Source organism: Xanthobacter sp. 126 (assembly GCF_000526175.1).
Lineage (GTDB): Bacteria > Pseudomonadota > Alphaproteobacteria > Rhizobiales > Xanthobacteraceae > Xanthobacter > Xanthobacter aminoxidans.
In genome coordinates, this window is sequence record NZ_JAFO01000001.1 from 2,953,531 (window position 1) to 2,976,517 (window position 22,987).

Annotated in this window: 22 protein-coding genes; 7 read left to right on the forward strand and 15 right to left on the reverse strand. The window is 68.7% G+C overall.

Annotated features, from left to right (window positions below; translation table 11 throughout):
- The first annotated feature begins 55 nt into the window (after positions 1 to 55).
- The 4 genes from XAN126_RS0114080 (at position 56) to XAN126_RS0114095 (ending at position 3,268) form a co-directional block, all read left to right on the forward strand.
- Entirely contained in the window at positions 56 to 595 is a 540-nt protein-coding gene (locus XAN126_RS0114080) for an RDD family protein (protein WP_155982309.1), read from the forward strand.
- Between the two features lie 79 nt (positions 596 to 674).
- Entirely contained in the window at positions 675 to 1,424 is a 750-nt protein-coding gene (locus XAN126_RS0114085) for an arginyltransferase (protein ID WP_024279233.1), read from the forward strand.
- A 32-nt stretch (positions 1,425 to 1,456) separates the two neighbouring features.
- Positions 1,457 to 2,128 carry a MarC family protein gene (locus XAN126_RS0114090; RefSeq protein WP_024279234.1) on the forward strand — a complete coding sequence of 224 codons (672 nt, stop codon included), beginning with the start codon at positions 1,457 to 1,459 and terminating at the stop codon, positions 2,126 to 2,128.
- Positions 2,129 to 2,230: 102 nt separating this feature from the next.
- Positions 2,231 to 3,268 (forward strand): 3-hydroxyacyl-CoA dehydrogenase NAD-binding domain-containing protein, encoded by a 1,038-nt coding sequence (locus tag XAN126_RS0114095; protein ID WP_024279235.1) that lies wholly within the window; start codon positions 2,231 to 2,233, stop codon positions 3,266 to 3,268.
- Between the two features lie 96 nt (positions 3,269 to 3,364).
- On the opposite strand, the gene eno is transcribed toward XAN126_RS0114095, so the two are convergent.
- Positions 3,365 to 4,648 (reverse strand): phosphopyruvate hydratase, encoded by a 1,284-nt coding sequence (eno, locus tag XAN126_RS0114100; RefSeq protein ID WP_024279236.1) that lies wholly within the window; start codon positions 4,646 to 4,648, stop codon positions 3,365 to 3,367.
- 284 nt (positions 4,649 to 4,932) lie between these two features.
- Here eno and queF point away from each other — a divergent pair, with 284 nt between their 5' ends.
- Both queF and XAN126_RS0114110 read left to right on the forward strand, forming a co-directional pair.
- On the forward strand, positions 4,933 to 5,385 hold the full coding sequence (gene queF, locus XAN126_RS0114105) for a preQ(1) synthase (RefSeq protein ID WP_024279237.1): 453 nt from the start codon (positions 4,933 to 4,935) through the stop codon (positions 5,383 to 5,385).
- Positions 5,386 to 5,478: 93 nt separating this feature from the next.
- Entirely contained in the window at positions 5,479 to 6,489 is a 1,011-nt protein-coding gene (locus XAN126_RS0114110) for a DUF1835 domain-containing protein (protein WP_051460605.1), read from the forward strand.
- An 18-nt stretch (positions 6,490 to 6,507) separates the two neighbouring features.
- Here XAN126_RS0114110 and XAN126_RS0114115 read toward each other — a convergent pair whose 3' ends face one another.
- From XAN126_RS0114115 to dnaE, 3 genes are all read right to left on the reverse strand, one after another.
- On the reverse strand, positions 6,508 to 7,521 hold the full coding sequence (locus tag XAN126_RS0114115) for an AI-2E family transporter (protein WP_024279239.1): 1,014 nt from the start codon (positions 7,519 to 7,521) through the stop codon (positions 6,508 to 6,510).
- A 79-nt stretch (positions 7,522 to 7,600) separates the two neighbouring features.
- The gene (locus XAN126_RS0114120; protein WP_024279240.1) at positions 7,601 to 8,425 is read right to left on the reverse strand and encodes a sulfotransferase family protein; all 825 of its coding nucleotides are present in this window, start codon (positions 8,423 to 8,425) and stop codon (positions 7,601 to 7,603) included.
- Between the two features lie 66 nt (positions 8,426 to 8,491).
- On the reverse strand, positions 8,492 to 11,956 hold the full coding sequence (gene dnaE / locus XAN126_RS0114125; RefSeq protein ID WP_024279241.1) for a DNA polymerase III subunit alpha: 3,465 nt from the start codon (positions 11,954 to 11,956) through the stop codon (positions 8,492 to 8,494).
- Positions 11,957 to 12,104: 148 nt separating this feature from the next.
- On the opposite strand from dnaE, the gene XAN126_RS0114130 reads away from it, so the two are divergent.
- The gene (locus tag XAN126_RS0114130) at positions 12,105 to 12,542 is read left to right on the forward strand and encodes an EamA family transporter (protein WP_024279242.1); all 438 of its coding nucleotides are present in this window, start codon (positions 12,105 to 12,107) and stop codon (positions 12,540 to 12,542) included.
- A gap of 9 nt (positions 12,543 to 12,551) precedes the next feature.
- On the opposite strand, the gene thiL is transcribed toward XAN126_RS0114130, so the two are convergent.
- The 11 genes from thiL to groL form a co-directional block, all read right to left on the reverse strand.
- Positions 12,552 to 13,547: a thiamine-phosphate kinase gene (gene thiL, locus XAN126_RS0114135; RefSeq protein WP_024279243.1), complete on the reverse strand. Its 996-nt coding sequence runs from the start codon at positions 13,545 to 13,547 to the stop codon at positions 12,552 to 12,554.
- Position 13,548: 1 nt separating this feature from the next.
- Entirely contained in the window at positions 13,549 to 14,058 is a 510-nt protein-coding gene (nusB, locus tag XAN126_RS0114140; protein ID WP_024279244.1) for a transcription antitermination factor NusB, read from the reverse strand.
- 5 nt (positions 14,059 to 14,063) lie between these two features.
- A complete protein-coding gene (gene ribH, locus XAN126_RS0114145) occupies positions 14,064 to 14,555 on the reverse strand; it encodes a 6,7-dimethyl-8-ribityllumazine synthase (protein ID WP_024279245.1) in 492 nt (163 codons plus the stop codon).
- 52 nt (positions 14,556 to 14,607) lie between these two features.
- The gene (locus XAN126_RS0114150; protein WP_024279246.1) at positions 14,608 to 15,222 is read right to left on the reverse strand and encodes a riboflavin synthase; all 615 of its coding nucleotides are present in this window, start codon (positions 15,220 to 15,222) and stop codon (positions 14,608 to 14,610) included.
- Position 15,223: 1 nt separating this feature from the next.
- Positions 15,224 to 16,372: a bifunctional diaminohydroxyphosphoribosylaminopyrimidine deaminase/5-amino-6-(5-phosphoribosylamino)uracil reductase RibD gene (gene ribD, locus XAN126_RS0114155; protein WP_024279247.1), complete on the reverse strand. Its 1,149-nt coding sequence runs from the start codon at positions 16,370 to 16,372 to the stop codon at positions 15,224 to 15,226.
- Positions 16,369 to 16,899, reverse strand: a complete 531-nt coding sequence (gene nrdR, locus XAN126_RS0114160; protein ID WP_024279248.1) for a transcriptional regulator NrdR — start codon at positions 16,897 to 16,899, stop codon at positions 16,369 to 16,371. Before nrdR ends, ribD begins: the two co-directional genes overlap by 4 nt.
- A 27-nt stretch (positions 16,900 to 16,926) precedes the next feature.
- A complete protein-coding gene (glyA, locus tag XAN126_RS0114165) occupies positions 16,927 to 18,240 on the reverse strand; it encodes a serine hydroxymethyltransferase (RefSeq protein ID WP_024279249.1) in 1,314 nt (437 codons plus the stop codon).
- Positions 18,241 to 18,523: 283 nt separating this feature from the next.
- The gene (locus XAN126_RS0114170) at positions 18,524 to 19,369 is read right to left on the reverse strand and encodes an energy transducer TonB (RefSeq protein ID WP_024279250.1); all 846 of its coding nucleotides are present in this window, start codon (positions 19,367 to 19,369) and stop codon (positions 18,524 to 18,526) included.
- On the reverse strand, positions 19,366 to 19,872 hold the full coding sequence (gene exbD / locus XAN126_RS0114175; RefSeq protein ID WP_024279251.1) for a TonB system transport protein ExbD: 507 nt from the start codon (positions 19,870 to 19,872) through the stop codon (positions 19,366 to 19,368). The genes XAN126_RS0114170 and exbD overlap by 4 nt, the downstream gene beginning before the upstream one ends.
- Positions 19,873 to 19,878: 6 nt before the next feature.
- The gene (gene exbB, locus XAN126_RS0114180; protein WP_029877185.1) at positions 19,879 to 20,958 is read right to left on the reverse strand and encodes a tonB-system energizer ExbB; all 1,080 of its coding nucleotides are present in this window, start codon (positions 20,956 to 20,958) and stop codon (positions 19,879 to 19,881) included.
- 390 nt (positions 20,959 to 21,348) lie between these two features.
- Complete coding sequence (gene groL / locus XAN126_RS0114185) at positions 21,349 to 22,980, reverse strand: chaperonin GroEL (protein ID WP_024279253.1); 1,632 nt, start codon at positions 22,978 to 22,980, stop codon at positions 21,349 to 21,351.
- Positions 22,981 to 22,987 lie beyond the last annotated feature (7 nt).

Consider the following 22,987-nt stretch of genomic DNA (forward strand, 5'->3'; position numbering starts at 1 on the left):
CTTGCGTCGCCCGCGCGTCGTCACCACGTTTGCGGGCTGAAGGAGTTGCATTGCCATGAGCACCACCGGCGACACGTCTCGCGAGCCTGCCGACACCGATATCGCCTATCGGCCGCACGCGTTTGATCCGGTGACGCAGCCGGAACTGTTCGAGGGCGTCCTCTCCCGCCGCATCATCGCCTTTCTCGTGGATGCGCTGATGGTCATCGGGCCGGTGGTGCTGTTCGGCGTGTTCGTGTTCGTGTTCGGCATCGTGACCCTGGGCCTTGGCTGGCTGCTGTTCTGGCTGACCGGACCGGTCTTCATCGTGTGGGCCGTCGCCTATTATGCCTTCACCCTCGGCTCGCCCGCCTCCGCCACCCTCGGCATGCGACTCATGGAGATCGAGCTGCGCACTTGGTACGGCGCGCCCTGCTACGCGCTGCTCGGCGGGGTGCGCGCGGTGTGCTTCTGGGTGTCGGTCTCGGTGCTGACGCCGTTCGTGCTGCTTGTGGGCCTGTTCAACGACCGGCGCCGGCTGCTGCACGATTTTCTCTGCGGCACGGTGGTCATCAACAGCGCCGATCGGGCCGAGGCGCTGCGCCGCATCCGCTGAAATTTCACCCTCCCGGCGACTGCGCCTTTGACGGGCCTGCACGCAGGCGCGATGATCCTGGTTCAGAGGCCAGATCCCCGTGAGTGAGCACCCCCGCGACACACCACAATTCTATCTGACGGCGCCCTCCCCCTGCCCCTACCTCCCGGGCAGGGAGGAGCGGAAGGTGTTCACCCACCTGGTCGGCGACCGCGCGGCCGCGCTCAACGACGTGCTGACGCAGGGCGGATTCCGCCGCAGCCAGTCCATCGCCTATCGCCCCGCCTGCGAGGGCTGCAAGGCCTGCGTCTCGGTGCGCATCTGCGTGGCGGATTTCCAGGAAAGCCGCAGCTTCCGGCGGGTGCAGGCGCACAACGCCGACATCGTCGGGCAGGTGAAGCCGCCCACGCCCACCTCCGAGCAATACAGTCTCTTCCGCACCTACGTGACCTCCCGCCACGGCACTGGCGGCATGGCGGACATGAGCGTGCTCGACTACGCCATGATGGTGGAGGACACGCACGTCCACACCCGGCTTATCGAATACCGCAAGCGCGGGCCGGACAGCCGCATCCTCGACCGCGGCACCGGAGACCTGATGGCGGTAGCCCTCACCGACATCCTCTCCGATGGTCTCTCCATGGTCTATTCTTTCTACAATCCGCTGGCGCAGGACCGCTCGCTCGGTACCTACCTGATCCTCGACCATGTGACGCGGGCGCGGCAGATGGGCCTGCCTTACGTCTATCTCGGCTATTGGGTGCAGGGGTCGCGGAAGATGGACTACAAGCGGCGCTTCCTGCCGCAGGAGCGCCTCTCGCCCCATGGCTGGGAGCGCATCGAGGACTAGAGCCGGGGCAAGGCACCGCGCAGGGGGGCCGGATGCATCTGACCAACGCGGTCAACATCTTCATCACCGTGTTCGCGGCGCTCTTTCCTATCGTGAACCCGCTCGGGACGGCGCCCATCTTCCTCACCTTCGTGCGCCGCTGCTCGCCGCAGGTGCGCGAGCGCATCGCGCGCAGCGTGGCGATCTACGGCTTCCTGCTGCTGTTCGGGTCGCTGGCCATCGGCGCGCAGATCCTCCTGTTCTTCGGCATTTCCCTGCCAGTGCTGCGGGTCGCGGGCGGGCTGGTGGTGGCGGTGGTGGGCTGGAACATCCTGCATGAGGATGAGAACGCTCCCGACAAGGCGCAGGGCGTGGAACTGGATGAGGCGCACGCGCAGGACCAGGCCTTCTATCCTCTCACGCTTCCCCTGACGGTCGGACCCGGCTCCATCGCCGCGACCGTGGCACTCGCGGCCGGGCACACACCCACCTGGAAGACGGACCCGCTGTTTCAGCTCTCCACCGTGCTCGGTGCGCTGGCCGGGCTCCTGGCGGTGTCGCTGACGGTCTATTTCTCGTTCCGCGAGGCGCCCACGCTGGAGCGGGTGCTGGGCAAGACCGGTACCAACGTGCTGGTGCGCCTGTTCGCCTTCATTCTGTTCGCCATCGGCGTCCAGATCATCTGGATGGGCGTGGAGGCGCTCGTCACGCAGTTGCCGCGCTGAGGGCAAACGTCGGGACAATCCTGGCATACCTCTAGGGCGGTGCAGCGCGCATCCGCATGCTGCTAGAACTGTGCATCTCCCCTGCCGCTCCGGAGCTGCACCATGTCCCATCTCAATCCCCCCATCCGCCGCGTCGCCGTGATCGGGGCCGGCACCATCGGGGCCAGCTGGGCCGCGCTCTTCCTCTCGCGCGGGCTGGAAGTGGTGGTGAGCGATCCCGCCCCCGGCGCGCGCGAGGCGACGCAGGCGCTGATTTCCGGGGCCTGGCCGGTGCTGTCCCAGCTCGGCGGCGAGGACTGGATCGACCCCGCCGCGTGGCGCTTCGAGCCGGACCCGGTGGCCGCGGTGGAGGGCGCCGATTTCGTGCAGGAGAATGCGCCCGAGCGCTACGAGGTGAAGCAGAAGCTGTTTCCCGCCCTTGATGCGGTGCTGCCGCCGGAGGTGGTGATCGCCTCGTCGTCATCCGGCCTGCTGGCGAGCCGTATCTCCGAGGGCTGCCACCACCGCGAGCGCTGCCTCATCGGCCATCCCTTCAACCCGCCCCATCTGATCCCGCTGGTGGAGGTGGTGGGCGGTGCCCATGCGAGCCGCGACGCCATCGCCCGGGCCATGGCTTTCTACCGCTGGCTCGGCAAGCACCCCATCGAGATCCGCAAGGAAGTGCCCGGCCATGTGGCGAACCGCCTGCAGGCTGCCCTGTGGCGCGAGGCCATCCATCTGGTGGCGGAGGGCGTCGCCTCTGTGGAGGATGTGGACGCCGCCGTATCCGAGGGCCCCGGCCTGCGCTGGGCGCTCATGGGCCAGCACATGACCTTCCATCTCGGCGGCGGCGCGGGCGGGCTCGGACAGTTCATAAACCACCTGCTGCCGGCGGTGGAAACGTGGTGGGACGACCTCGGCGCCCCGGCCATGACGCCGGAGCTTCAGGCCGCGTTGGTGGCCGGCGTGGAAGCCGAGGCCGCCGGCCGCTCCATGACGGATCTGGCGCAGCGGCGCGATGCGCTGCTCACCCAGTTCGTCGCCCTCAAGCGCGCCGCCGATGTACGCGACGAACAGGCCGAGATCAGCGCGCGGCTGGATGAGGCGCTGGAGGAGAGCTTCCCCGACAGCGATCCCATCGCCGTGCGTGGCGACGACTGAGAGAACGATAAAAAAGGAAAAGGCCGCCGCGAGCCCAAGCCCGCGGCGGCCTTTCCTATTTCCGTCACTGCCGCGCACGCGCGCGGCACGGAGAGATCAGGCGAGCGACTTGATCGCGGCCTTGCCGGCGTAGCGGGCCGAGTCGCCCAGTTCCTGCTCGATGCGCAGCAGCTGGTTGTACTTGGCGGTGCGGTCCGAGCGGGCCAGCGAGCCGGTCTTGATCTGCCCGCAGTTCGTCGCCACCGCGAGGTCGGCGATGGTGGAATCCTCGGTCTCGCCCGAGCGGTGGGACATGACGGCGCGATAGCCGGCCTTGTGGGCCATTTCCACCGCGTCCAGCGTCTCGGTGAGGGAGCCGATCTGGTTCACCTTCACGAGGATGGCGTTGCCCACGCCGTCCTTGATGCCGCGCGACAGGCGCTCGACATTGGTGACGAACAGGTCGTCGCCCACCAGCTGGCACCTGGAGCCGATGGTGTCGGTGAGGAGCTTCCAGCCGGCCCAGTCGTCCTCGGCCATGCCGTCCTCGATGGTGACGATGGGATAGCCGGCGACGAGTTGGGCCAGGTACTTCACCTGGGCCTCGATGTCGCGCACCTTGCCCTCGCCCTCATAGTGGTAGGCGCCGTCCTTGAAGAACTCGGTGGAGGCGCAATCGAGGCCGATGAACACGTCCTCGCCGGGCTTGAAGCCGGCCTTCTCGATGGCGCCCATCACGAAGTCCAGCGCCGCCTCGGCGGAGGCGAGGTTGGGGGCGAAGCCGCCCTCGTCACCCACATTGGTGTTGTGGCCGGCGCTCTTCAGGCCGCTCTTCAGCGTGTGGAAGATCTCCGCGCCCCAGCGCAGGCCCTCGGCGAAGGAGGAAGCGCCGGCGGGCAGGATCATGAATTCCTGGAAGTCGATGGGGTTGTCCGCATGGGCGCCGCCATTGACGATGTTCATCATCGGCACCGGCAGCACGCGGGCGTTCACGCCGCCCACGTAGCGGTAGAGCGACAGGCCGCTCGCCTGCGCTGCGGCCTTGGCCACCGCCAGCGACACGCCGAGGATGGCGTTGGCGCCGAGGCGGGCCTTGTTGGGGGTGCCGTCGAGCCCGAGCAGCACGGCGTCGATGTGGGCCTGATCCTCGGCCTCGTAGCCGCCGACGGCGTCGAATATCTCGCCGTTCACCGCGTCCACGGCCTTGGACACGCCCTTGCCGAGATAGCGGCTCTTGTCGCCGTCGCGCAGCTCCACCGCCTCGTGGGCGCCGGTCGAGGCGCCCGAGGGAACCGCAGCGCGGCCGAGGGAGCCGTCTTCCAGCACGACGTCCACCTCGACGGTGGGATTGCCGCGGCTGTCGAGAATCTCGCGGCCGATGATATCCACGATGGCGGTCATGAAGGTCCCTTCCTTAGTGTCCCGCGTGGGGGCGTCCCGTGGCGGCGAGCGGCGGCGGCCTGATGGCTGCCCGCGGGGCCGTGACGGCCCCCTCACCCTTCAACCTCGCCCGCCCCCGGGAGTGGAAGGCGAGGCGCCCTCCAGGCGCCGTGCTTCTAGCGCGAACCTTCGCTGATGCGAAGGGGCTTGATCGCAAAGAGGTGATCGGTCGCAAAACCGCCCGACGGCGGTTGAACATTGCCGGCCCGAAAGCTATGCCGCCGATCCATTCCCAAGGAAGCGTGATGACCGACCGCCCGTTGCAGCTCGGCGCCCAGAGTGCCCTGCCCCCGTCCCCCGAGGAGGCGGTGCTCGACCGCGTGCCCAATCCCCACCCCGATGCCGATTACGTGGCGCGCTTCACCTGCCCCGAGTTCACATCGCTCTGCCCGGTGACGGGCCAGCCGGATTTCGCGCACCTTGTCATCGACTACGTGCCCAATTTGCACCTCGTGGAATCCAAGTCGCTCAAGCTCTATCTGGGCAGCTTTCGCAACCATGGCGCGTTCCACGAGGATTGCACGGTTGCGGTCGGCAAGCGGCTGGTAACGCTGCTGGAGCCGCGCTTCCTGCGCATTGCCGGCTATTGGTATCCGCGCGGCGGCATTCCCATCGACGTGTTCTGGCAAACGGGTAAGCTGCCGGACGGCGCCTGGCTTCCCGACACGGGGGTTGCGCCCTATCGCGGTCGCGGGTGAAGCTGGGGCTGACGGTCGCGAGAGCCGGCCGACGGGGGGATGAACGAGACGGCTGCGGCGAGACCGCTGCGCCGACAACCCGAGGGCATCAGCATGCCGAAGCTCATCGTGACCAACGGCGACAGCGCGGCCGAGCGCCTGCGCGAGGCCGGGATCAAGGGCCATATCATCCCGTGGCGGGACATGCTGCATGATGGGCCGGTGCCCGCCGCCACCCTGCTCGACGACGTCTCCGACGTCAGGGCCGACTTCCTCTCCTCCGCCCTCGGTCTGCCGTTCGACGAGGTGCGGGCCGATTTCGCCCATCGCGACGCGCAGATGGAGGTGCATTCGGCCTATGGCGAAGTGGAGCTGTGGTTCGAGCATGATCTCTACGACCAGCTCCAGCTGATCCAGATCCTCGACTACCTCGCCCATGAGCCCGAGCGCATGGGGGTAAGCCTGGTCCAGGCCTCCCACTACCTCGCGGTGATGGAGCTTGAGGACCTGCGCGCCCTTGAAGCGCAGCGCACTCCCGTCACCCATGTCCAGATGGAGACCGCGCGACAGGCGTGGGAGGCGTTCACCGCGCCGACGCCGCGCCCGCTTTCCACCTTCCTCGAACGCCCGCACGAAGCGCTGCCCTACCTGTCGCCCGCCCTCTCCCGCCTCGTCTGCGAGCTGCCGGCGCCGGGCAGCGGCCTGTCGCTCACCGAGGAGCGCATCTTGCGGCATCTGGCCGGCGGGCCGATGAAGGTGGCGCATCTCTATGCGGCGGTCCATTCCATGGATCAGGCGCAGTTCCTGGCCGACCTGCCCTTCTTCCTGCGCCTTGATGGCCTCGCCTTCGCCCATGAGCCGCTCGTGACCGGCCTGCCCTTCCGCTCCAGCGAGGCGCCGAGCCTGAGCTTCACGCCCGGCGAGGACGGCGCGGCGGAGCGCAGCTATCGGGCCTATGCTGCGGCCGAGGTCTCCCTCACGGCCGCCGGATCGGCGGCGCTCAAGGGGGCCTTCGACCACGCGGCCAACAATGGGGTCGAGCGCCATCTCGGCGGCACGCGCATCTGTGCCGGCGCCATGTGGCGCTATGATCGGGCGGCGGGGCGGCTGGTGCTGCCGAACTGAGCGGAGACGGCGGCGACCTCAGGCCGCTGCGTCCTCCTCTGCGACCTGCTCACTGTGGGCCTTGAAGGCGGCGAAGGCGACCACGGTCAGCGGCGTGGCCAGCACCACGCCCAGCGCGCCGAAAATGCTACCGAAGGCCACCACCGCGAACAGCGTCACCGCCGGCGGCAGGGACACCATGCGCTGCTGCAGCAGCGGCGTGATGATGTTGCTCTCCGCCTGCTGGACGCCGACGAAGACGAGCAGCGTCCACAGCCCGGTGTCCGCGCCCATGGTCAGCGCGATCAGCACCGCCGGAGCGGCCGCCATTACCGGCCCGATCATCGGCACGAATTCCGCGAGGCCGGCGAAGAGGGCCAAAGCCAGCGAAGAGGGCACGCCCACCACCGTGAGGCCGATGAAGGTGAGCACCCCCACCACCACCATGGCGATGAGCTGCGCCTTGAGGAAGTGCCTGAGATCCTCCGACACCATGGCAAGCCGCCGCGCCGCCGCCGGCCGCTCCGAGGGGCGCCACAGCGACAGGAACATGCGGCGGTAGAGGTCCGGCGAGACGGCGAAATAAATGCCGCCCACCACCACCAGGAACACCCCCAGAACCACCTGGAACAGGTTGGAGGTGAAGCCCTGCACGACCGAGAGAAGCGTGTCGCTGGAGGGCGCCGCCGCCTCCGCCCGCTTGAGGAGATCGTCGCCGAGACCTTCCAGATGGAAACGCTGCTCGAATTCGGCCCAGGCCGAGGGCAGCTCATTCACCAGCTGCGTCACCTGCACCTGGATGGTGGAGCCGAACAGATAGAGCGCGAGCCCGAGCCCGCCGAAAACGAGGATCCCCACGGGGATCACCGCATACCGTTCGGGAAAGCGCGTCCACTTGGCGAAGGGCTCGGCAAGCGCATGGAGCGCCAGGGAGACGAGGCACGCGGCGAACACCTGGAGGATGACGTCGTAGATCTTCCACGACAGCCATGCGAGCGCGATGACGATGCACGCGATGGCGACACGCCGTGCCACGTCCCGGTCCGAAACCATGGTGCCCCCAGATGCTCGCGGATGTTCGATGCGTTTGCGGCTTCATAGCGCGAAACGCCACCGTCCGCGCACCGGAAAGTCAAAGGGGCCGGAACACTGCCCGGACCAGATCGAGGCGGCGGCAGGCCGCGCGATCCTGCGGATCGACCATCAGCCGCTGCATGGCGTCGAATGTCTGCGCGGCGAGCAGGCCCCGCCAGGTGGTGCGGGAGGGCGGCGGCAGCGCGTGGTGGCGCAGGCTCGGCTTCAGCGTGCCGTCGATCTCGGCGAGGCTTTCCGGCGGAAGCTCAGGCCATTGTTCGCCCAGCTGGCGCCCGGCGCGGTCCATGGTGCCGCGCCAGTCGGCCATCAGACCGTCGAACGAGATGACGGTGCGGGGCATGCCGCGCGTCGCGATCTCGGAATCGAGCGTGTAGCGCAGCCAGATGCCGAGCCCCTTGCCGAGGTCGAAGCCGTCGCGCTTGGTGAGGGAGGCGGCCACCTCCACCGGGTTGCGCAGGGCGAGAAACGGCACGATGCGGTAGCCCGCCTTCTTCAGCACCGGGTCATAGATGGCCATGAGGCGGGAAATGCGGGGGTCCTTGAGAACGATGTCGGGCGCATCGCCGTATTCGTCGGCGAGCGCGCGGCGCACCTCATCGAGAAGGCCCGAGCTGCGGCCCGCCGCCATCACATCCCCGCCCATCACCTTGCGGGAGGACCATTTGTGGCCGCAGGCCTTCAGGATGCGTTCGTCAAGGTCCATGAAGACCTCGCTCTCCCAGAAGCCAGCCTCATTGGCTTCTGTGGCGGCCATGAGGGTCTTCGGGGCCGAAAAGCCCATCAGGTTGATGATGCGGGTGAGCGCCGATGTGCCGCTGCGGTGCATGCCCAGCACCAGAACGGCGCGCTTGTATGTCGTCACGGAAGGCTCCTTGAACGACAGGGCCGCCCGCTCCCGCCGATTACGGAAGGTCTGATAGACGCACCGTCACGCGGCTTCAACCGCCACGACACCGGGAATGGCCTTGATGGCCCCGGCAATCTGCGGCGACACGGAATATTTGCCGGGCAAGCTTACCTCCACCTCGGCATGGGCGTCGTCGACCAGCAGGATCAGGCTCACCTCGCCGGCCCCGCTGCCCCCCGTCTTTCCATCCGACAGGCGGCGCGCGATGCCCTCGATGGGCTCGGGCGATCGCAGGAAGATGCGCAGGCCCTTCTGGTGCTTCGCCGTGACGGGATCGAGCTTCTCGCAGGAATTGATGCGCACGCGCACATCCTCGCCGTTCATCTCGGCGGCGACCATCATGAGCAGCGGGGTGCCGGGCTCCAGCAGGTCGCGGTAGTGCGCGAGTCCCTCGGAGAAGATCACCGCCTCGTAGTGCCCCGAGGGGTCCGAGAGCCCGACGATGCCCATGCGCGTGCCGGACTTGGTGCGCCGCTCCTGCTTGGAAACCACCGTCGCCGCCAGCCGCCCGGCCGCCGCGCCGGAGCGCACGGCGCGGGAGAAGTCGGCAAAGGACTGCACCCGCATCTTCTTCAGCGCCTCGGCATAGTCGTCCAGCGGATGGCCGGTGAGGAAGAAGCCGATGGAATCATATTCCCGTTGCAGCCGCTCCGAGGGCAGCCAGGGCGACGCCTCGGGAATGGGAAGGGAGGCTGCCGCGGCGGGGCCGGAGCCGAACATGTCGTTCTGGCCGGACTGGGCGTTGGCCTCCACCCGTTGCGCCTCGGCCACGATGGGCTCGATGGCGGCGAAGGCGCGGGCGCGGTTCTTCTCCAGCACATCGAAGCAGCCGGCGGCCATCAGGCTTTCCAGCGTGCGCTTGTTGACGAGCTTCACCGGCAGGCGCGCCGCGAAGTCGCCGAACGAGCGGAACGGCCGGTCGCCCCGCGTCGCCACCAGCGCGTCCACCGCCGCCTCGCCCACGCCCTTGATGGCGGCCATGGCGTAGATGATCTTGCCGTCCTTCACGCCGAACTCGCGGGCGGACAGGTTGATGTTCGGCGGCACCACCTCGATGCCGAGGCGCTGCGCCTCCTGCCGGAATTCCGCGAGCTTGTCGGTGTTGCCTTTATCGAGCGTCATGGAGGCGGCGAGGAACTCGGTGGGGTAGTTCGCCTTCAGCCATGCCGTCTGGTAGGCCACGAGCGCATAGGCCGCCGCGTGGGACTTGTTGAAGCCGTAGTCGGCGAACTTCGCCAAGAGGTCGAAGATGGTGTCGGCCTGCGCCTTCTCGATGCCCCGCCCGGCGGCGCCGGAGACAAAGCGCTCGCGCTGCTTCTCCATCTCGGCGCGGATCTTCTTGCCCATGGCGCGGCGCAGCAGGTCGGCTTCGCCCAGCGAATAGCCCGCCATGGCCTGGGCGATCTGCATCACCTGTTCCTGATAGATGATGACGCCGAACGTCTCCTTCAGGTACGGCTCCAGCATGGGGTGGAGGTAGTCCGGCGTCGCCCGGCCGTGCTTGCAGTCGCAATAGACCGGGATGTTGGCCATGGGCCCCGGCCGGTAGAGCGCGACGAGGGCGACGATGTCCTCGATGCGGTCGGCCTTCATGTCCACCAGCGCGCGGCGCATGCCCGCGCTTTCCACCTGGAACACGCCCACCGTCTCGCCCTTGCCGAGCATGTGGTAGGTCTTGGGATCGTCGAGCGGGATCTTGGAGATATCGAGCTCGATACCCCGCTGGTGCACCAGCTTCACCGCCTTCTCGATGGTGGTGAGCGTCTTGAGGCCGAGGAAGTCAAACTTCACGAGGCCGGCCTGCTCCACCCATTTCATGTTGTACTGGGTGACCGGCATGTCGGACCTGGGATCGCGATAGAGCGGCACCAGCTCGTGGAGCTGGCGATCGCCGATCACGATGCCGGCGGCGTGGGTGGAGGCGTGGCGGTTCAGCCCCTCCAGCTTCACCGCGATGTCGAAGGCGCGCTTGACCACCTCTTCCTGGTCGCGCGCCGCCTGAAGGCGCGGCTCGTCCTCGATGGCCTGCTTCAGGGTGACGGGATTGGCCGGGTTCTGCGGGACGAGCTTGCACAGCTTGTCCACCTGCCCATAGGGCATCTCCAGCACGCGCCCCACGTCGCGCAGCACGCCGCGCGCCTGGAGCGTACCGAAGGTGATGATCTGCGCCACCTGCGCCCGGCCATAGCGCTCCTGCACATAGCGGATCACCTCGTCGCGGCGCTCCTGGCAGAAGTCCACGTCGAAGTCGGGCATGGACACGCGGTCCGGGTTCAGGAAGCGCTCGAACAGGAGGCCGAACCGGAGCGGATCAAGGTCCGTGATCTGGAGGGAATAGGCCACCAGCGAGCCGGCGCCCGAGCCACGCCCCGGCCCCACCGGAATGTCGTGCGCCTTGGCCCACTTGATGAAGTCCGACACGATGAGGAAGTAGCCGGGGAACTTCATCTTGGTGATAACCGAGACCTCGTAGGCGAGGCGCTCGTGATAGGCGGCCTCGTCCAGTCCCGGCGCCGGCCCGTGCTTGGCGAGGCGGGCCGCGAGCCCCTCCTCCGCCTGCCGCTTCAATTCTGCGGCCTCCGCCTCCAGCGGGTCGGAGCCCTCGGCCTTCTCATCCGCCGTGGTGAAGCGCGGCAGGATGGGCTTCACCGTGCGCACGCGATAGGCGCAGCGCTTGGCGATCTCCACCGTGTTCGCGGTCGCCTCGGGCAGGTCCGCGAACAATTCCAGCATCTCGGCGCGGGTCTTGAAGCGGTGCTCCGCCGTCAGCCGCCGCCGGTCGCCTTCCGAGAGCAGACGCCCCTCGGCGATGGCGAGGAGGCCGTCATGGGCCTCGAAGTCGGATTTTGCCGCGAAGAAGGGTTCATTGGCCGCCACCAGCGGAACGCCCTTGGCATAGGCGAGCTCAAGCAGCGCCGGCTCGGCCAGCCGCTCGGGATCGGCACCGTGGCGCTGCACCTCCACATAGAGCCGGTCGCCGAAGAGGGAGGCGAGCAGGTCCAGCCGGTCGGCCGCCATCTCCGGATGGCCGCCGACGATGGCGCGGTCCAGCGGGCCGGATGGGCCGCCCGTGAGGCAGATGAGGCCGGTGTTCGCCTCGGCCAGCCATTCGGGCAGGATGCGCGGCTCGTCCTCGCTCGCGGTTTCGAGGAATGAGCGGGAGACGAGGCGCATGAGGTTGCGCCAGCCCGCGTCATCCTTGGCCAGCAGCACCACGCGGGGCTTCTTCGGCCGCAGGCCGCCGCGCGGCCCGGCCGCATCCGGCAGATCGAGCGCCAGCGACACGCCGGGAATGGGCTGGATGCCCGAACCCGACATCTTCTCGGAGAACTCAAGCGCGCCGAAGAGATTGCCAGTGTCGGTCAGCGCGATGGCCGGCTGATAGTCCGCCTTCGCCAGATCCGCCAGCTTGCCGACGGAGAGCGCGCCCTCCAGCAGCGAATAGGAGGAATGGACGTGCAGGTGGATGAAGCCGGGATCGGACATGAGGCTCGGAGCGCCGTTCACTGAGCGGGGATTCGTTCTCCCTTAAGGTAGCCCCGATTGCCGCCCGGGAAAGGGTGTGCGGCATCCGTGCCCGCTATCCTCCGGCCACCGGGGCGCTATTCTCGCGGGAAATCCAATCGGAGCCGGTATGACGCGGGCGCTTCTCGCCAACTGGGTGTTCTGGGCCGTCCTCTCGGCCGCCTTCGCCGCGCTCACGGCCATCTTCGCCAAGGTGGGCGTGGCGGGCGTGGATTCCGACTTCGCGACGCTCATTCGAACGGTCGTCATCCTCGCACTGGTGACGGCCATCGCCCTCGCGCGCGGCGCATGGCAGCCAGTCGCGAGCGTGTCGGGACGCACCTGGACGTTCCTTCTGCTGTCCGGGCTTGCCACGGGGGCCTCGTGGCTCTGCTACTTCCGCGCGCTGAAGATGGGCGATGCTGCCCGCGTGGCGCCGGTGGACAAGCTCAGCGTCGTGCTGGTGGCCGTGTTCGGGGTGATCTTCCTGGGCGAAAAGCTGTCGGCGGTGGCAGCGCTGGGCGTCGCGCTCATCGCGGGAGGAGCCGTGCTGGTGGCGCTCGGCTGAGCGGAGCCGTCAGAAGTGGCTGTAGCTGCCGCTGCCGAGGTCGAGCGGGTGGCCGCCCGCATCCGTCACGTCGAGGCCGGAGCCTTCCCGCGTCTCGCCGATCAGCGCTACGGGCACGCCGGCCTGCGCCGCATCGAGGGTGAATTGGGGCACAGCCGCATGGGGCACGCAGGCGAGGATCTCGTAATCGTCGCCGCCTGACAGGGCCACGGCGAGCAGGCCCGGATCGGCCTTTACCACCGCCGCAGCCGCAGCCGAGAGGGGGACGCGCCGCGCCTCCACCTTCCCGCCGCAGCCGGAGGCGGCCAGCATCTTGGCGAGGTCGCCGGCGAGCCCGTCGGACACATCCATCGCCGCCGCAGCGTGCCGGCGCAGCACCCGGGCGAGCGCGAGGCGCGGCTGTGGGTTCAGATAGCGGTCCAGCAGATGCGCGCGCTGCTCGCCAGACAGGCCCGCGAAGGCCGGGGCGTCGCCGTCCTGTCGCAGCCTGAGGCCGAGGGCGGCATCGCCGATGGTGCCGGACACAAAGATGGCCATGCCCGCCTGCGCCCCGGTGCGCGGCACGAACTCACCCTTGGGCACCGCGCCCAGCGCCGTGATGGTGATCGTCACCGGGCCAGGGGTGGAGACCGTATCGCCGCCGAGGATGGGGCAGGAGAAGGCCTCCGCATCGGCCCCGAGGCCCGTGGCGAAGGCCTCCATCCATGCATCGGGCGTGCCCTTGGGCAGGGCGATGGCCATCAGGGCGCCGATCGGCGCGGCGCCTTTGGCGGCGAGGTCGGAGAGGTTCACCCGCAACGCCTTGCGGGCGATGGCGGCGGGTGGATCGTCGGGGAAGAAATGCACCCCGGCGACCACCGCATCCTTGGTCAGCACAAGGTCGCAGCCTTCGGGCGGCGACAGCAGCGCGGCGTCGTCCAGAAGGCCGAGCGCGCCCTGCGACCCGGCGATGGGGCGGAAGTAGCGGGCGATGAAGCGATCCTCGCCCGAGCCGCCGCCCTCCATCTCAGGAACCCCGGAATTCGTCGGGCCGCAGCTCGTGCGCCAGCGCATCGAGCACGGCATTCACCATGCCGGTCTCGTCGCGGTCGAGGAAAGCGCCGGCGACATTCACATATTCGGTGATGACGACGCGGGCGGGCGGGTCCTTGGCCATCAGCTCAAAGGCACCGGCGCGGAGCACGGCACGCAGCACCGCTTCCACCCGCTTCAGCGGCCAGCCCTTGGAGAGGGTGCCGTCCACCAGCGGATCGATCTGGCGCTGGGCGTTCAAAACGCCTTCCACCACCGAGCGGAACAGCCGGCGGTCGGCTTCGGGGAATTCGATGCCTTCCACTTCCTGCCCGAGCCAGTGGCTCTCGAACTCGGCGAGCACGTCGTTGAGGGGCGTCGCGGCGAGGTCCATCTGGTAGAGCGCCTGCACCGCGCCGAGGCGGGCCGCGCTCTTCTTCATGGGCTTCTGCGGCGCGGTCTTCTCGGCCTGGCTGCTGGACTGGCTTTTGGCTTGGTCGCTCATGACGGTCACGCTTCCAGCCGGCGTTTCAGCCGCAACAGGCTGAGCGCGGCCTCGGCGGCGCCGCCGCCCTTGTTGCCTTCGGAGACGCGGGCGCGCTCCCAGGCCTGCGCCTCGGTGTCCACGGTGAGGATGCCGTTGCCCACCGGCAGAGCGTGGGCCATGCCCAATTCCATCAGTCCGCGCGCGGATTCGCCGGCCACGATGTCGAAATGGAAGGTCTCGCCGCGGATGACCACGCCGAGGCCCACCACCGCGTCCACCGGCTCGCCGCCCTCTTCGTATGCGGCGAGGGCGATCTCGGCGGCGACGGGAATCTCCAGCGCGCCGGGCACGGTGATGACCGCCACCGTGACGCCGGCAGCCTCCAGCGCGGCGCGGGCACCGGCGAGGAGTTCGTCGGCCAGCGCCTCGTAATAGCGGCCTTCGACGATGACGACGCGGGCGCCTTCAAGCGCGGCATCGGCTTCGACGGCGGTTTCCCTGCGCGTCGTGACCATGGGCATTCTCCGAAACTTGAACGGCGCACGGCGCCGGAATTGGGCGTGAGCCCTACCCGGCCCGGGGGAACTCCGCAAGCCGGGCGGCGTAGCGGGCCATCAGGTCCGCCTCGAAATTCACCGTGTCCCCCGCCTTCACGCCGCCCCAGGTGGTGACCGCCAGCGTATGGGGAATGAGCAGGCAGGAGAAGGTGTTGCCGTTGACCTCGTTGACCGTCAGCGAGGTGCCGTCGAGCGCCACGGAGCCCTTGGCCGCGACGAAGCGCGCCAGCCTCTCCGGCACCTCGAACACGAAGCGCGTGGTGGTGCCCAAATCCTCCCGCGAGACCACCTTCGCCGTGCAGTCCACATGGCCGGACACCATGTGCCCGCCCAGCTCGTCGCCCATCTTGAGCGAGCGCTCGAGATTGATGCGCTGGCCCTCGTCCCAGCCCGCGACCGTGGTGATGGCCAGCGTCTCGGGCGCGGCATCCACGGTGAAGAGCGTGGCACGCGGGCCACCGGCCATCACCGAGGTGACGGTCAGGCACACGCCCGCATGGGCGATGGAGGCGCCGATGTCGATGCCGGCGGCGTCGAAGTCGGTGGCGACGGTGAGGGTCTTCACCTCCCCCTTCGTCTCCACCTTCACGAGGTCGCCCATGTCGGTCACGATGCCGGTGAACATCTCAGCGTCTCCACAAGCGGACGAGGTGGTCAGCGCCGAGTTCCGTGCGCTCCACCTCGGCAAATCCCACCGGCTGGGTCAGCCGGATGAGCGGACGGCCGGCCAAAGCGGGGTAAGCGTCCGGCCCCAGAATGACGGGGCTGCGGAACACCGCCACCTCGTCCACCACCCCCGCGTCCAGGAAGCGGGCGGCGGTGGTCGGCCCCCCTTCAACCATCAGGCGGGTGAGGCCGAGCAGGCCCAGCAGCTTGACCACGGCGGGAATATTGACGTGCCCATCCGCCCCGCGGGGCGCGCGCAGCACCTCGACGCCGCGCTCGTTGAGGGCCGCCGCGCGGTGGGCGGGGGCGTCCTCGGCGGCGATCACCCACAAGGGCACATCGCAGGCGGTGCGCACCAACGCCGCGGTGAGCGGAATGTCCAGCTCGGCATCCAGCACAAGGCGCACCGGCGAGCGGTTTTCATAGCCCTCCAGCCGGCAGGTCAGCATGGGATCGTCGGCGAGCACGGTGCCGAGGCCGACAAGAATGGCATCCGTATGGGCGCGCATGAGATGCGCCCGCGCCCGTGCCTCGGCGCCGGTGACAACGGCCGGATTCGGTCCGGCATGGGCGGCCTTGCCATCGGCGGAGACCGCCATCTTCACCAGCACATGCGGCCGGCCCTCGGTGACGCGGCGGATGTGGCCGGCATGGTCGAACAGGGCCTGCTCGGCCCCGACGCCCACCGTGACCCAGATGCCGGCGGCGCGCAGGCGGGCGACGCCCCTGCCCTTCACCCGGTGGTCGGGGTCCTCGATGGCGGCGACCACGCGGGCGACACCGGCATTGATGACGGCATCGGCGCAGGGCGGCGTGCGGCCGTGGTGGGAGCAGGGCTCCAGCGTGACATAGAGCGTCGAGCCGCGTGCCAGCTCACCGGCGGCGGCGAGCGCCTGCGGCTCGGCATGGGGGCGGCCGGTGGCGGCGGTGGCGGCGCTGGAGACGACGCGCGGCACGCCGTCCACATGCTGCACCACCACGGCACCGACCGAGGGATTGGGCCAGGTGCGGCCGAGGCCGGTCTGGCCGACCTTCAGCGCCTCGGCCATGAACAGCTCGTCCTCGCGCGGCGAAAGGACGGGCGCAGATGGCACCGGACGGCCGCTCATTCCCCGCTCCGCGGGGTCGTGGGCCGGGCGCGCGCCTTTTCGACCACCGGCTCGGGATCGTCGGCGCGAGGTTCACCCTCGTGGGAGAGTTCGGCGAGGGCGTTCTCGAAATCCTTCGCCTCGCGGAAGTTGCGATAGACCGAGGCGAAGCGAACGTAGGCCACGTCGTCGATCTGTTTCAGCCCCTCCATGACCATCTCGCCGATGGTCTCGGAGGTGATGTCGCCCTCGCCGACGCTTTCCAGCTGGCGCACGATGCCGTTGAGCATCCGCTCTACGCGCTCATTGTCCACCGGGCGCTTGCGCAGGGCGACGCTGACGGACTTCTCCAGCTTCTCCCGCTCGAACGGCACGCGCCGGCCGGAGCGCTTGAGCACCATCAGCTCGCGCAGTTGCACCCGCTCGAACGTGGTGAAGCGGCCGCCGCAATCGGGACAGATGCGGCGGCGCCGGATGGCGGTGTTGTCCTCCGTCGGCCGGGAATCGCGCACCTGCGTCTCAAGGCCGCCGCAATAGGGGCACCGCATCCTTCACGCCTTCCCGGTCTTCGATCCTCAGGGATAGATGGGGAAGCGGGCGAGCAGCGTCGAGACCTTCTCGCGCACGGCTGCCTCGACGAGGCTGTCCTCGTCCGAGCCCTTCTGGGAGAGCACGTCGAGCACCTCGGCGATGAGGTTGCCCACCTGCTGGAACTCCGCCACCCCGAAGCCGCGAGAGGTGCCTGCCGGGGTGCCGAGGCGCACGCCGGAGGTCACGAACGGCTTCTCGGGGTCGAACGGGATGCCGTTCTTGTTGCAGGTGATGTGGGCGCGGCCGAGGGCAGCCTCGGAGACCTTGCCGGTGAGGTGCTTGGGGCGCAGGTCCACCAGCATCAGGTGGGTATCGGTGCCGCCGGAGACGATGGCGAAGCCGTGGCCCTTCAGGGTCTCGGCGAGCGCCTTGGCGTTCTCCACCACGTTCTTCGCATAGAGCTTGAACTCGGGCCGCAGCGCCTCGCCGAAGGCCACCGCCTTGGCGGCGATGACATGCATCAGCGGGCCGCCCTGGATGCCGGGGAAGATGGCCGAATTGATCTTCTTGGCGATGTCCTCATCATTGGTGAGGATCATGCCGCCGCGCGGACCGCGCAGGGTCTTGTGGGTGGTGGTGGTCACCACATGGGCGTGCGGGAACGGGCTCGGATGGGCGCCACCGGCGACCAACCCAGCAAAATGCGCCATGTCCACCATCAGCAGCGCGCCGACGGAATCGGCGATGGCGCGCATTTTCGCGAAGTCGATGACGCGCGGATAGGCGGAGCCGCCGGCCACGATGAGCTTCGGCTTGTGCTGGTCGGCGAGCTGCGCCACCGCCTCGTAGTCGATGCGCTGGTCGTCCTCGCGCACGGTGTAGGGCACCGGCTTGAACCACTTGCCGGACATGTTCACCGGCGAGCCGTGGGTCAGGTGCCCGCCGGCCGCGAGGTTGAGGCCGAGGAAGGTGTCGCCCGGCTGGAGCAGAGCGAAGAACACGCCCTGGTTCGCCTGGCTGCCGGAATTGGGCTGCACGTTGGCGAAGGCGCAACCGAACAGCTTCTTGGCGCGCTCGATGGCGAGATTTTCGGCCACGTCCACGAACTGGCAGCCGCCGTAGTAGCGCTTGCCCGGATAGCCCTCGGCATACTTGTTGGTGAGCACGGAGCCCTGCGCTTCGAGCACGGCGCGCGAGACGATGTTCTCGGAGGCGATCAGCTCGATCTCGTCCCGCTGGCGACCCAGCTCCGCTTGCACCGCGCCAGCGATCTCGGGATCGGTCTCGGCGAGAGAGGCGGTGAAGAAGCGGTTCATTTCCTCCGTGACGGAGGAGCGGTTCGCGTCCTGCGAGGCCATGGGCAGGTCTCCGGTGATGGCGTGGAGGCTCCGGACAAGGGCGGCAGGCGCCCGGCCGGAGCGGACCCTGCGCTTATCACAGGGCGAAGGTGAAGTCCAAAGCCGGCTGGTGCGGCGTGTGGGCTCGGGGCCGCTGGAAGGGCCGGGCTGGGGGGTGCCGGCGGCAGGCGAAAGCGGGGCGAACGGTCATGAAGGAAGGCCAACTGGCGGTCGCCCCCCTCGTCCCCTCCCCTCCATCATGGCCGGTCTTGTCCCGGCCATGATGGAGCGCCCGTTGTCTCCTTCAGTTGCGGAAGTTGATCGCCACACCGAAGCTCATGCCCTTGCCGTCGGGCGGTGCCGGAAAGGGAGAGGCGCGCCGGGCCATGGCCACCGCCTCTTGGTCCAGCACCGAATTGCCGGAGGAGCTCGCCAGCGACACGCCGGTCACCGCGCCAGAGCCGGAAATCGAGATGCTGATCCCCGGCCGCCCCACGTTCGAGCCCTGCGGGCGTTTGAAGCGGTTGAGATGGGCGAAGGCGCGCGATTTCCAGTCCGCCAGCGCGGCCGAGCGGGCGGCTGCGGCCCCCGGCGAGGGGGCGGCGGTGGTCTGGGCGGTGGGCGCCTCCGAGCGCGGCGCGGCGGTGGTGGTGGGAGCGGTCCGCCGACGGGTGGGCTTTGCCTCCTTCTTCGGCTTCTCCACCTCCTTGGGCCGGGGCTTCTCCTCCTCCACCTTCTTGGGTTCGGGCTTGGGCAGCACCACCTCGGCCTCCGCCGGTGCGGGCGGGGTCTCCGGCATCTTCTCGACCGTCTCGGTCACCTGCGGCTCGGGCGGCGGCGGCTCAGCCTCCTCCGGCTCCTCCTTGGCGTCGGGCACGGGTTCCGGCGCCTGGATCATCTGCGGGCCGGGCGCCACTTCTTCCTGGGACGGCTGGCTGACCGCCATGGGCGCCAGCTCGATCATGATGGCGGCGGGCGGCGACTGCTCGCCCGGCGCATCCTTGTTCCAGTTCAGCGCCACATAGACGGCGGCGGCATGGAGCGCGACCACCACCAGCACACCCGCGGAGAGCCGCAGGATCGTGTTGCGCAGGTGGTAGCGGTCGAAGTCGTGCCAGTGGTGGTGGTGGTGGTGGTGAACCGCGCTCACCGGGCCGCTCCGGGGGCTCCGGCAGATGCGGGCGGGGTGGCAGAAGGCGGGGTGGCAGCGGACGGGGGCTGCGTCGCCGGCGCGGGTTCGCCGCCTTCCAGGCCGACGAGGGCGACCTTGAGATAGCCGGCGGTGCGCAGGAGGTTCATCACCTCCATCACGTCGCCATAGGGCACCGTCTTGTCGGCGCGCACGAACACGCGCTGCTGGCGGTCAGTGTTGGTGCGCCCGTCCAGCATGGCGCCAAGGCCGGTGCGGGAGACGGGATCATCGCCCAGCGCCAGCGTGAGGTCCTTCTTGACGGAAAGGAACAGCGGCTTGTCCGGGCGCGGCTGCGGCTGAGCGTTGGAGGCGGGCAGGTCCACCTTCACGTCCACCGTGGCAAGGGGCGCCGCCACCATGAAGATGATGAGCAGCACCAGCATCACGTCGATGAACGGCGTGACATTGATCTCGTGGTTTTCGGCGAGGTCGTCCCCGCCATGATCGAGCTTGGCGGCCATGGGTGCTCACTCCGCGGCGGTGCGCAGGCGCGGGGCCTCCACCTCGGCCGCGGCGCGGTCGAGGTCGCGGGAGAGATGGCGCATCACCTCGGCGGACGTGTCGGCAAGGTTCGCCTTGTAGGCAGCGATGGCGCGGGCGAACACATTGTAGATCACCACCGCCGGGATGGCCGCGACGAGGCCGATGGCGGTGGCGAGCAGCGCTTCAGCGATGCCGGGCGCGACCACCGCGAGATTGGTGGTCTGCGCCTTCGAGATGCCGATGAACGAATTCATGATGCCCCACACGGTGCCGAACAAGCCCACGAAGGGCGCCGTGGCGCCGATGGTGGCGAGCACGCCGGTGCCGGCGGTCATGCGCCGGCCGGCCTTGGCCTCGATGCGCGAGAGGGCGATTGCGACGCGCTCCTTGATACCGTCCACAGGCAGGCCGGCGGATGCGTGCCACTCGGCGAGCGCGGCACGCACGGTGGCGGTGGCCGGGCTATTGGCCTTGGGCATCTCGGCCGCAGCATCGGACAGGGTGACGGCACCGCGGAGCGCCTTCAGCGTGCGGGAGACCGCGCGGCGGGCGAACAGCAGTTCGATGGATTTCGCGAACCACACGCTCCAGGTGAGGACGGAGGCGAAGGCGAGGCCCAGCATCACCGCCTTCACCACCATGTCAGCGGCCATGAACATGCCCCAGGGGGACAGGTCATGGGGCAGACGTGCGTCGGCGACGCTCTCGGGCGCCGGCACGGAGGGGGCAGACTCAACCGGCTTGGGTGCCCACGGAGCGGGCGCAAACTCGGCTGGAGCGGCGGCGGAAGGAGCGGCGGCGGAAGGGGGCGCCTCGGAAGGCGCGGTCGTCGAGGGCGCGGCCGTGGAAGGAATCGCAGCCGGGGTGGGCGCCACCGCGGCAGCAGGCGCCGCGTGCTGGTGCGTCTCGGCGGGAGGAGCCGGCTGCGCCAGAACGGCGGCAGGCCCTGAGGTCACGGCCAGCAACAGGCCCAGTGAAAGCACAGCCGCACCCCTGGGCGCCAGCGAAGAAGCACGGAAAACAGCACGCCCGGCAGACGTGCGCGAGATCAAGCGAACAGGCATCGCGCATCACCAATAATCAAAACGGACAGGCTGGCGATCCCTCCGCCGGGAATAGCTGGCTCGCGACCTTATACTCCCATTCGCTGCAGAAGCTAACCCGTGCCCCCCAACATTGTCGGCAAAGCCCTGTGATATAGAGTTATTTCAATCTGGCGCAGGGGAAACTCCAGTACCGGACGCCACCTGCCCCAACGTCAAATAACAGGCCGGACGCAAACGAAAACGGCCGGGCAAATGCCCGGCCGTTCCGTTCGCTCGCCACCCGCAAATGCCGGGCAGCGTCAGAGGCTTGCTTTACCTCAGAAGTCCATGCCGCCGCCCGAGCAAACCGGCTTGCCGGTTTGCTCCCTTCGCGCAAAGGGCCGGACGGCGCCAGAGGCTTCCTCGACCTCAGAAGTCCATGCCGCCGCCCGGCATGGCCGGGGCGGCCGGGCCGGACTTCTTCGGCAGTTCGGCGATGAGGGCCTCGGTGGTGATCAGCAGGCCGGCGATGGAAGCCGCGTCCTGCAGGGCGGTGCGCACGACCTTGGTGGGGTCGATGATGCCCGACTTCACCATGTCCACATATTCGCCGGTCTGGGCGTTGTAGCCGAAGGTGTAGTCGTCGGACTCGAGGATCTTGCCCACCACGACGGAGCCGTCGTCGCCGGCATTCTGCACGATCTGGCGGGCCGGGGCCTGGATGGCGCGGCGGACGATCTCGATGCCGGTCTTCTGGTCGGGGTTGTCGACCTTCAGGCCGTCCAGCACCTTGATGGAGCGCAGCAGGGCCACGCCGCCACCGGGGACGATGCCTTCTTCCACCGCAGCGCGGGTGGCGTGCAGGGCGTCGTCAACGCGGTCCTTCTTCTCCTTGACCTCGACCTCGGTCGAGCCGCCCACGCGCACCACGGCGACGCCGCCGGCGAGCTTGGCGAGGCGCTCCTGGGCCTTCTCGCGGTCATAGTCGGAGGTGGTGGTCTCGATCTGGGCGCGGATCTGGGCGATGCGCGCCTCGATGTCGGCCTTCTCACCGGCACCGTCGACGATCGTGGTGTTCTCCTTCTCGATCACCACCTTCTTGGCGCGGCCGAGCATGGAGAGGTTCACGCTGTCGAGCTTGATGCCGACTTCCTCGGAGATCACGGTGCCGCCGGTGAGGATGGCGATATCCTGCAGCATGGCCTTGCGGCGATCACCGAAGCCGGGCGCCTTCACGGCCGCGACCTTGAGGCCGCCGCGCAGCTTGTTGACCACGAGGGTGGCCAGCGCCTCGCCTTCCACGTCCTCGGCGATGATCAGCAGCGGACGGGCCGACTGCACCACCGCCTCGAGCACGGGCAGCAGCTCCTGCAGGCCGGCGAGCTTCTTCTCGTTGATGAGGATGTAGGGCTCCTCGAACTCGACGCGCATCTTCTCCGCATTGGTGATGAAGTACGGAGAGAGATAGCCGCGGTCGAACTGCATGCCTTCCACGACATCCAGCTCGGTCTCGGCGGTCTTGGCTTCCTCGACGGTGATGACACCCTCGTTGCCGACCTTCTTCATCGCCTCGGCGAGGAACTTGCCGACCTCGGCGTCGCCATTGGCGGAGATGGTGCCGACCTGGGCAATCTCGTCGTTGGACGTCACCTTGCGCGAGTTGGCGGCAAGATCCTTGACGATGGCGTCCACCGCGACGTCGATGCCGCGCTTCAGGTCCATCGGGTTCATGCCGGCGGCAACCGCCTTGGCGCCTTCCTTCACGATGGCCTGGGCCAGCACGGTGGCGGTGGTGGTGCCGTCGCCGGCGAGGTCGTTGGTCTTGGAGGCGACCTCACGCACGAGCTGGGCGCCGAGATTCTCGAACTTGTCCTCGAGCTCGATCTCCTTGGCCACCGACACACCGTCCTTGGTGATGCGGGGGGCGCCGAAGCTCTTCTCGATCACCACGTTGCGGCCCTTGGGGCCGAGCGTGACCTTCACGGCGTTGGCGAGGATGTCGACGCCGCGCAGAACCTTGTCGCGCGCGTCTACGGAGAATTTCACGTCCTTGGCAGCCATGTGGCGT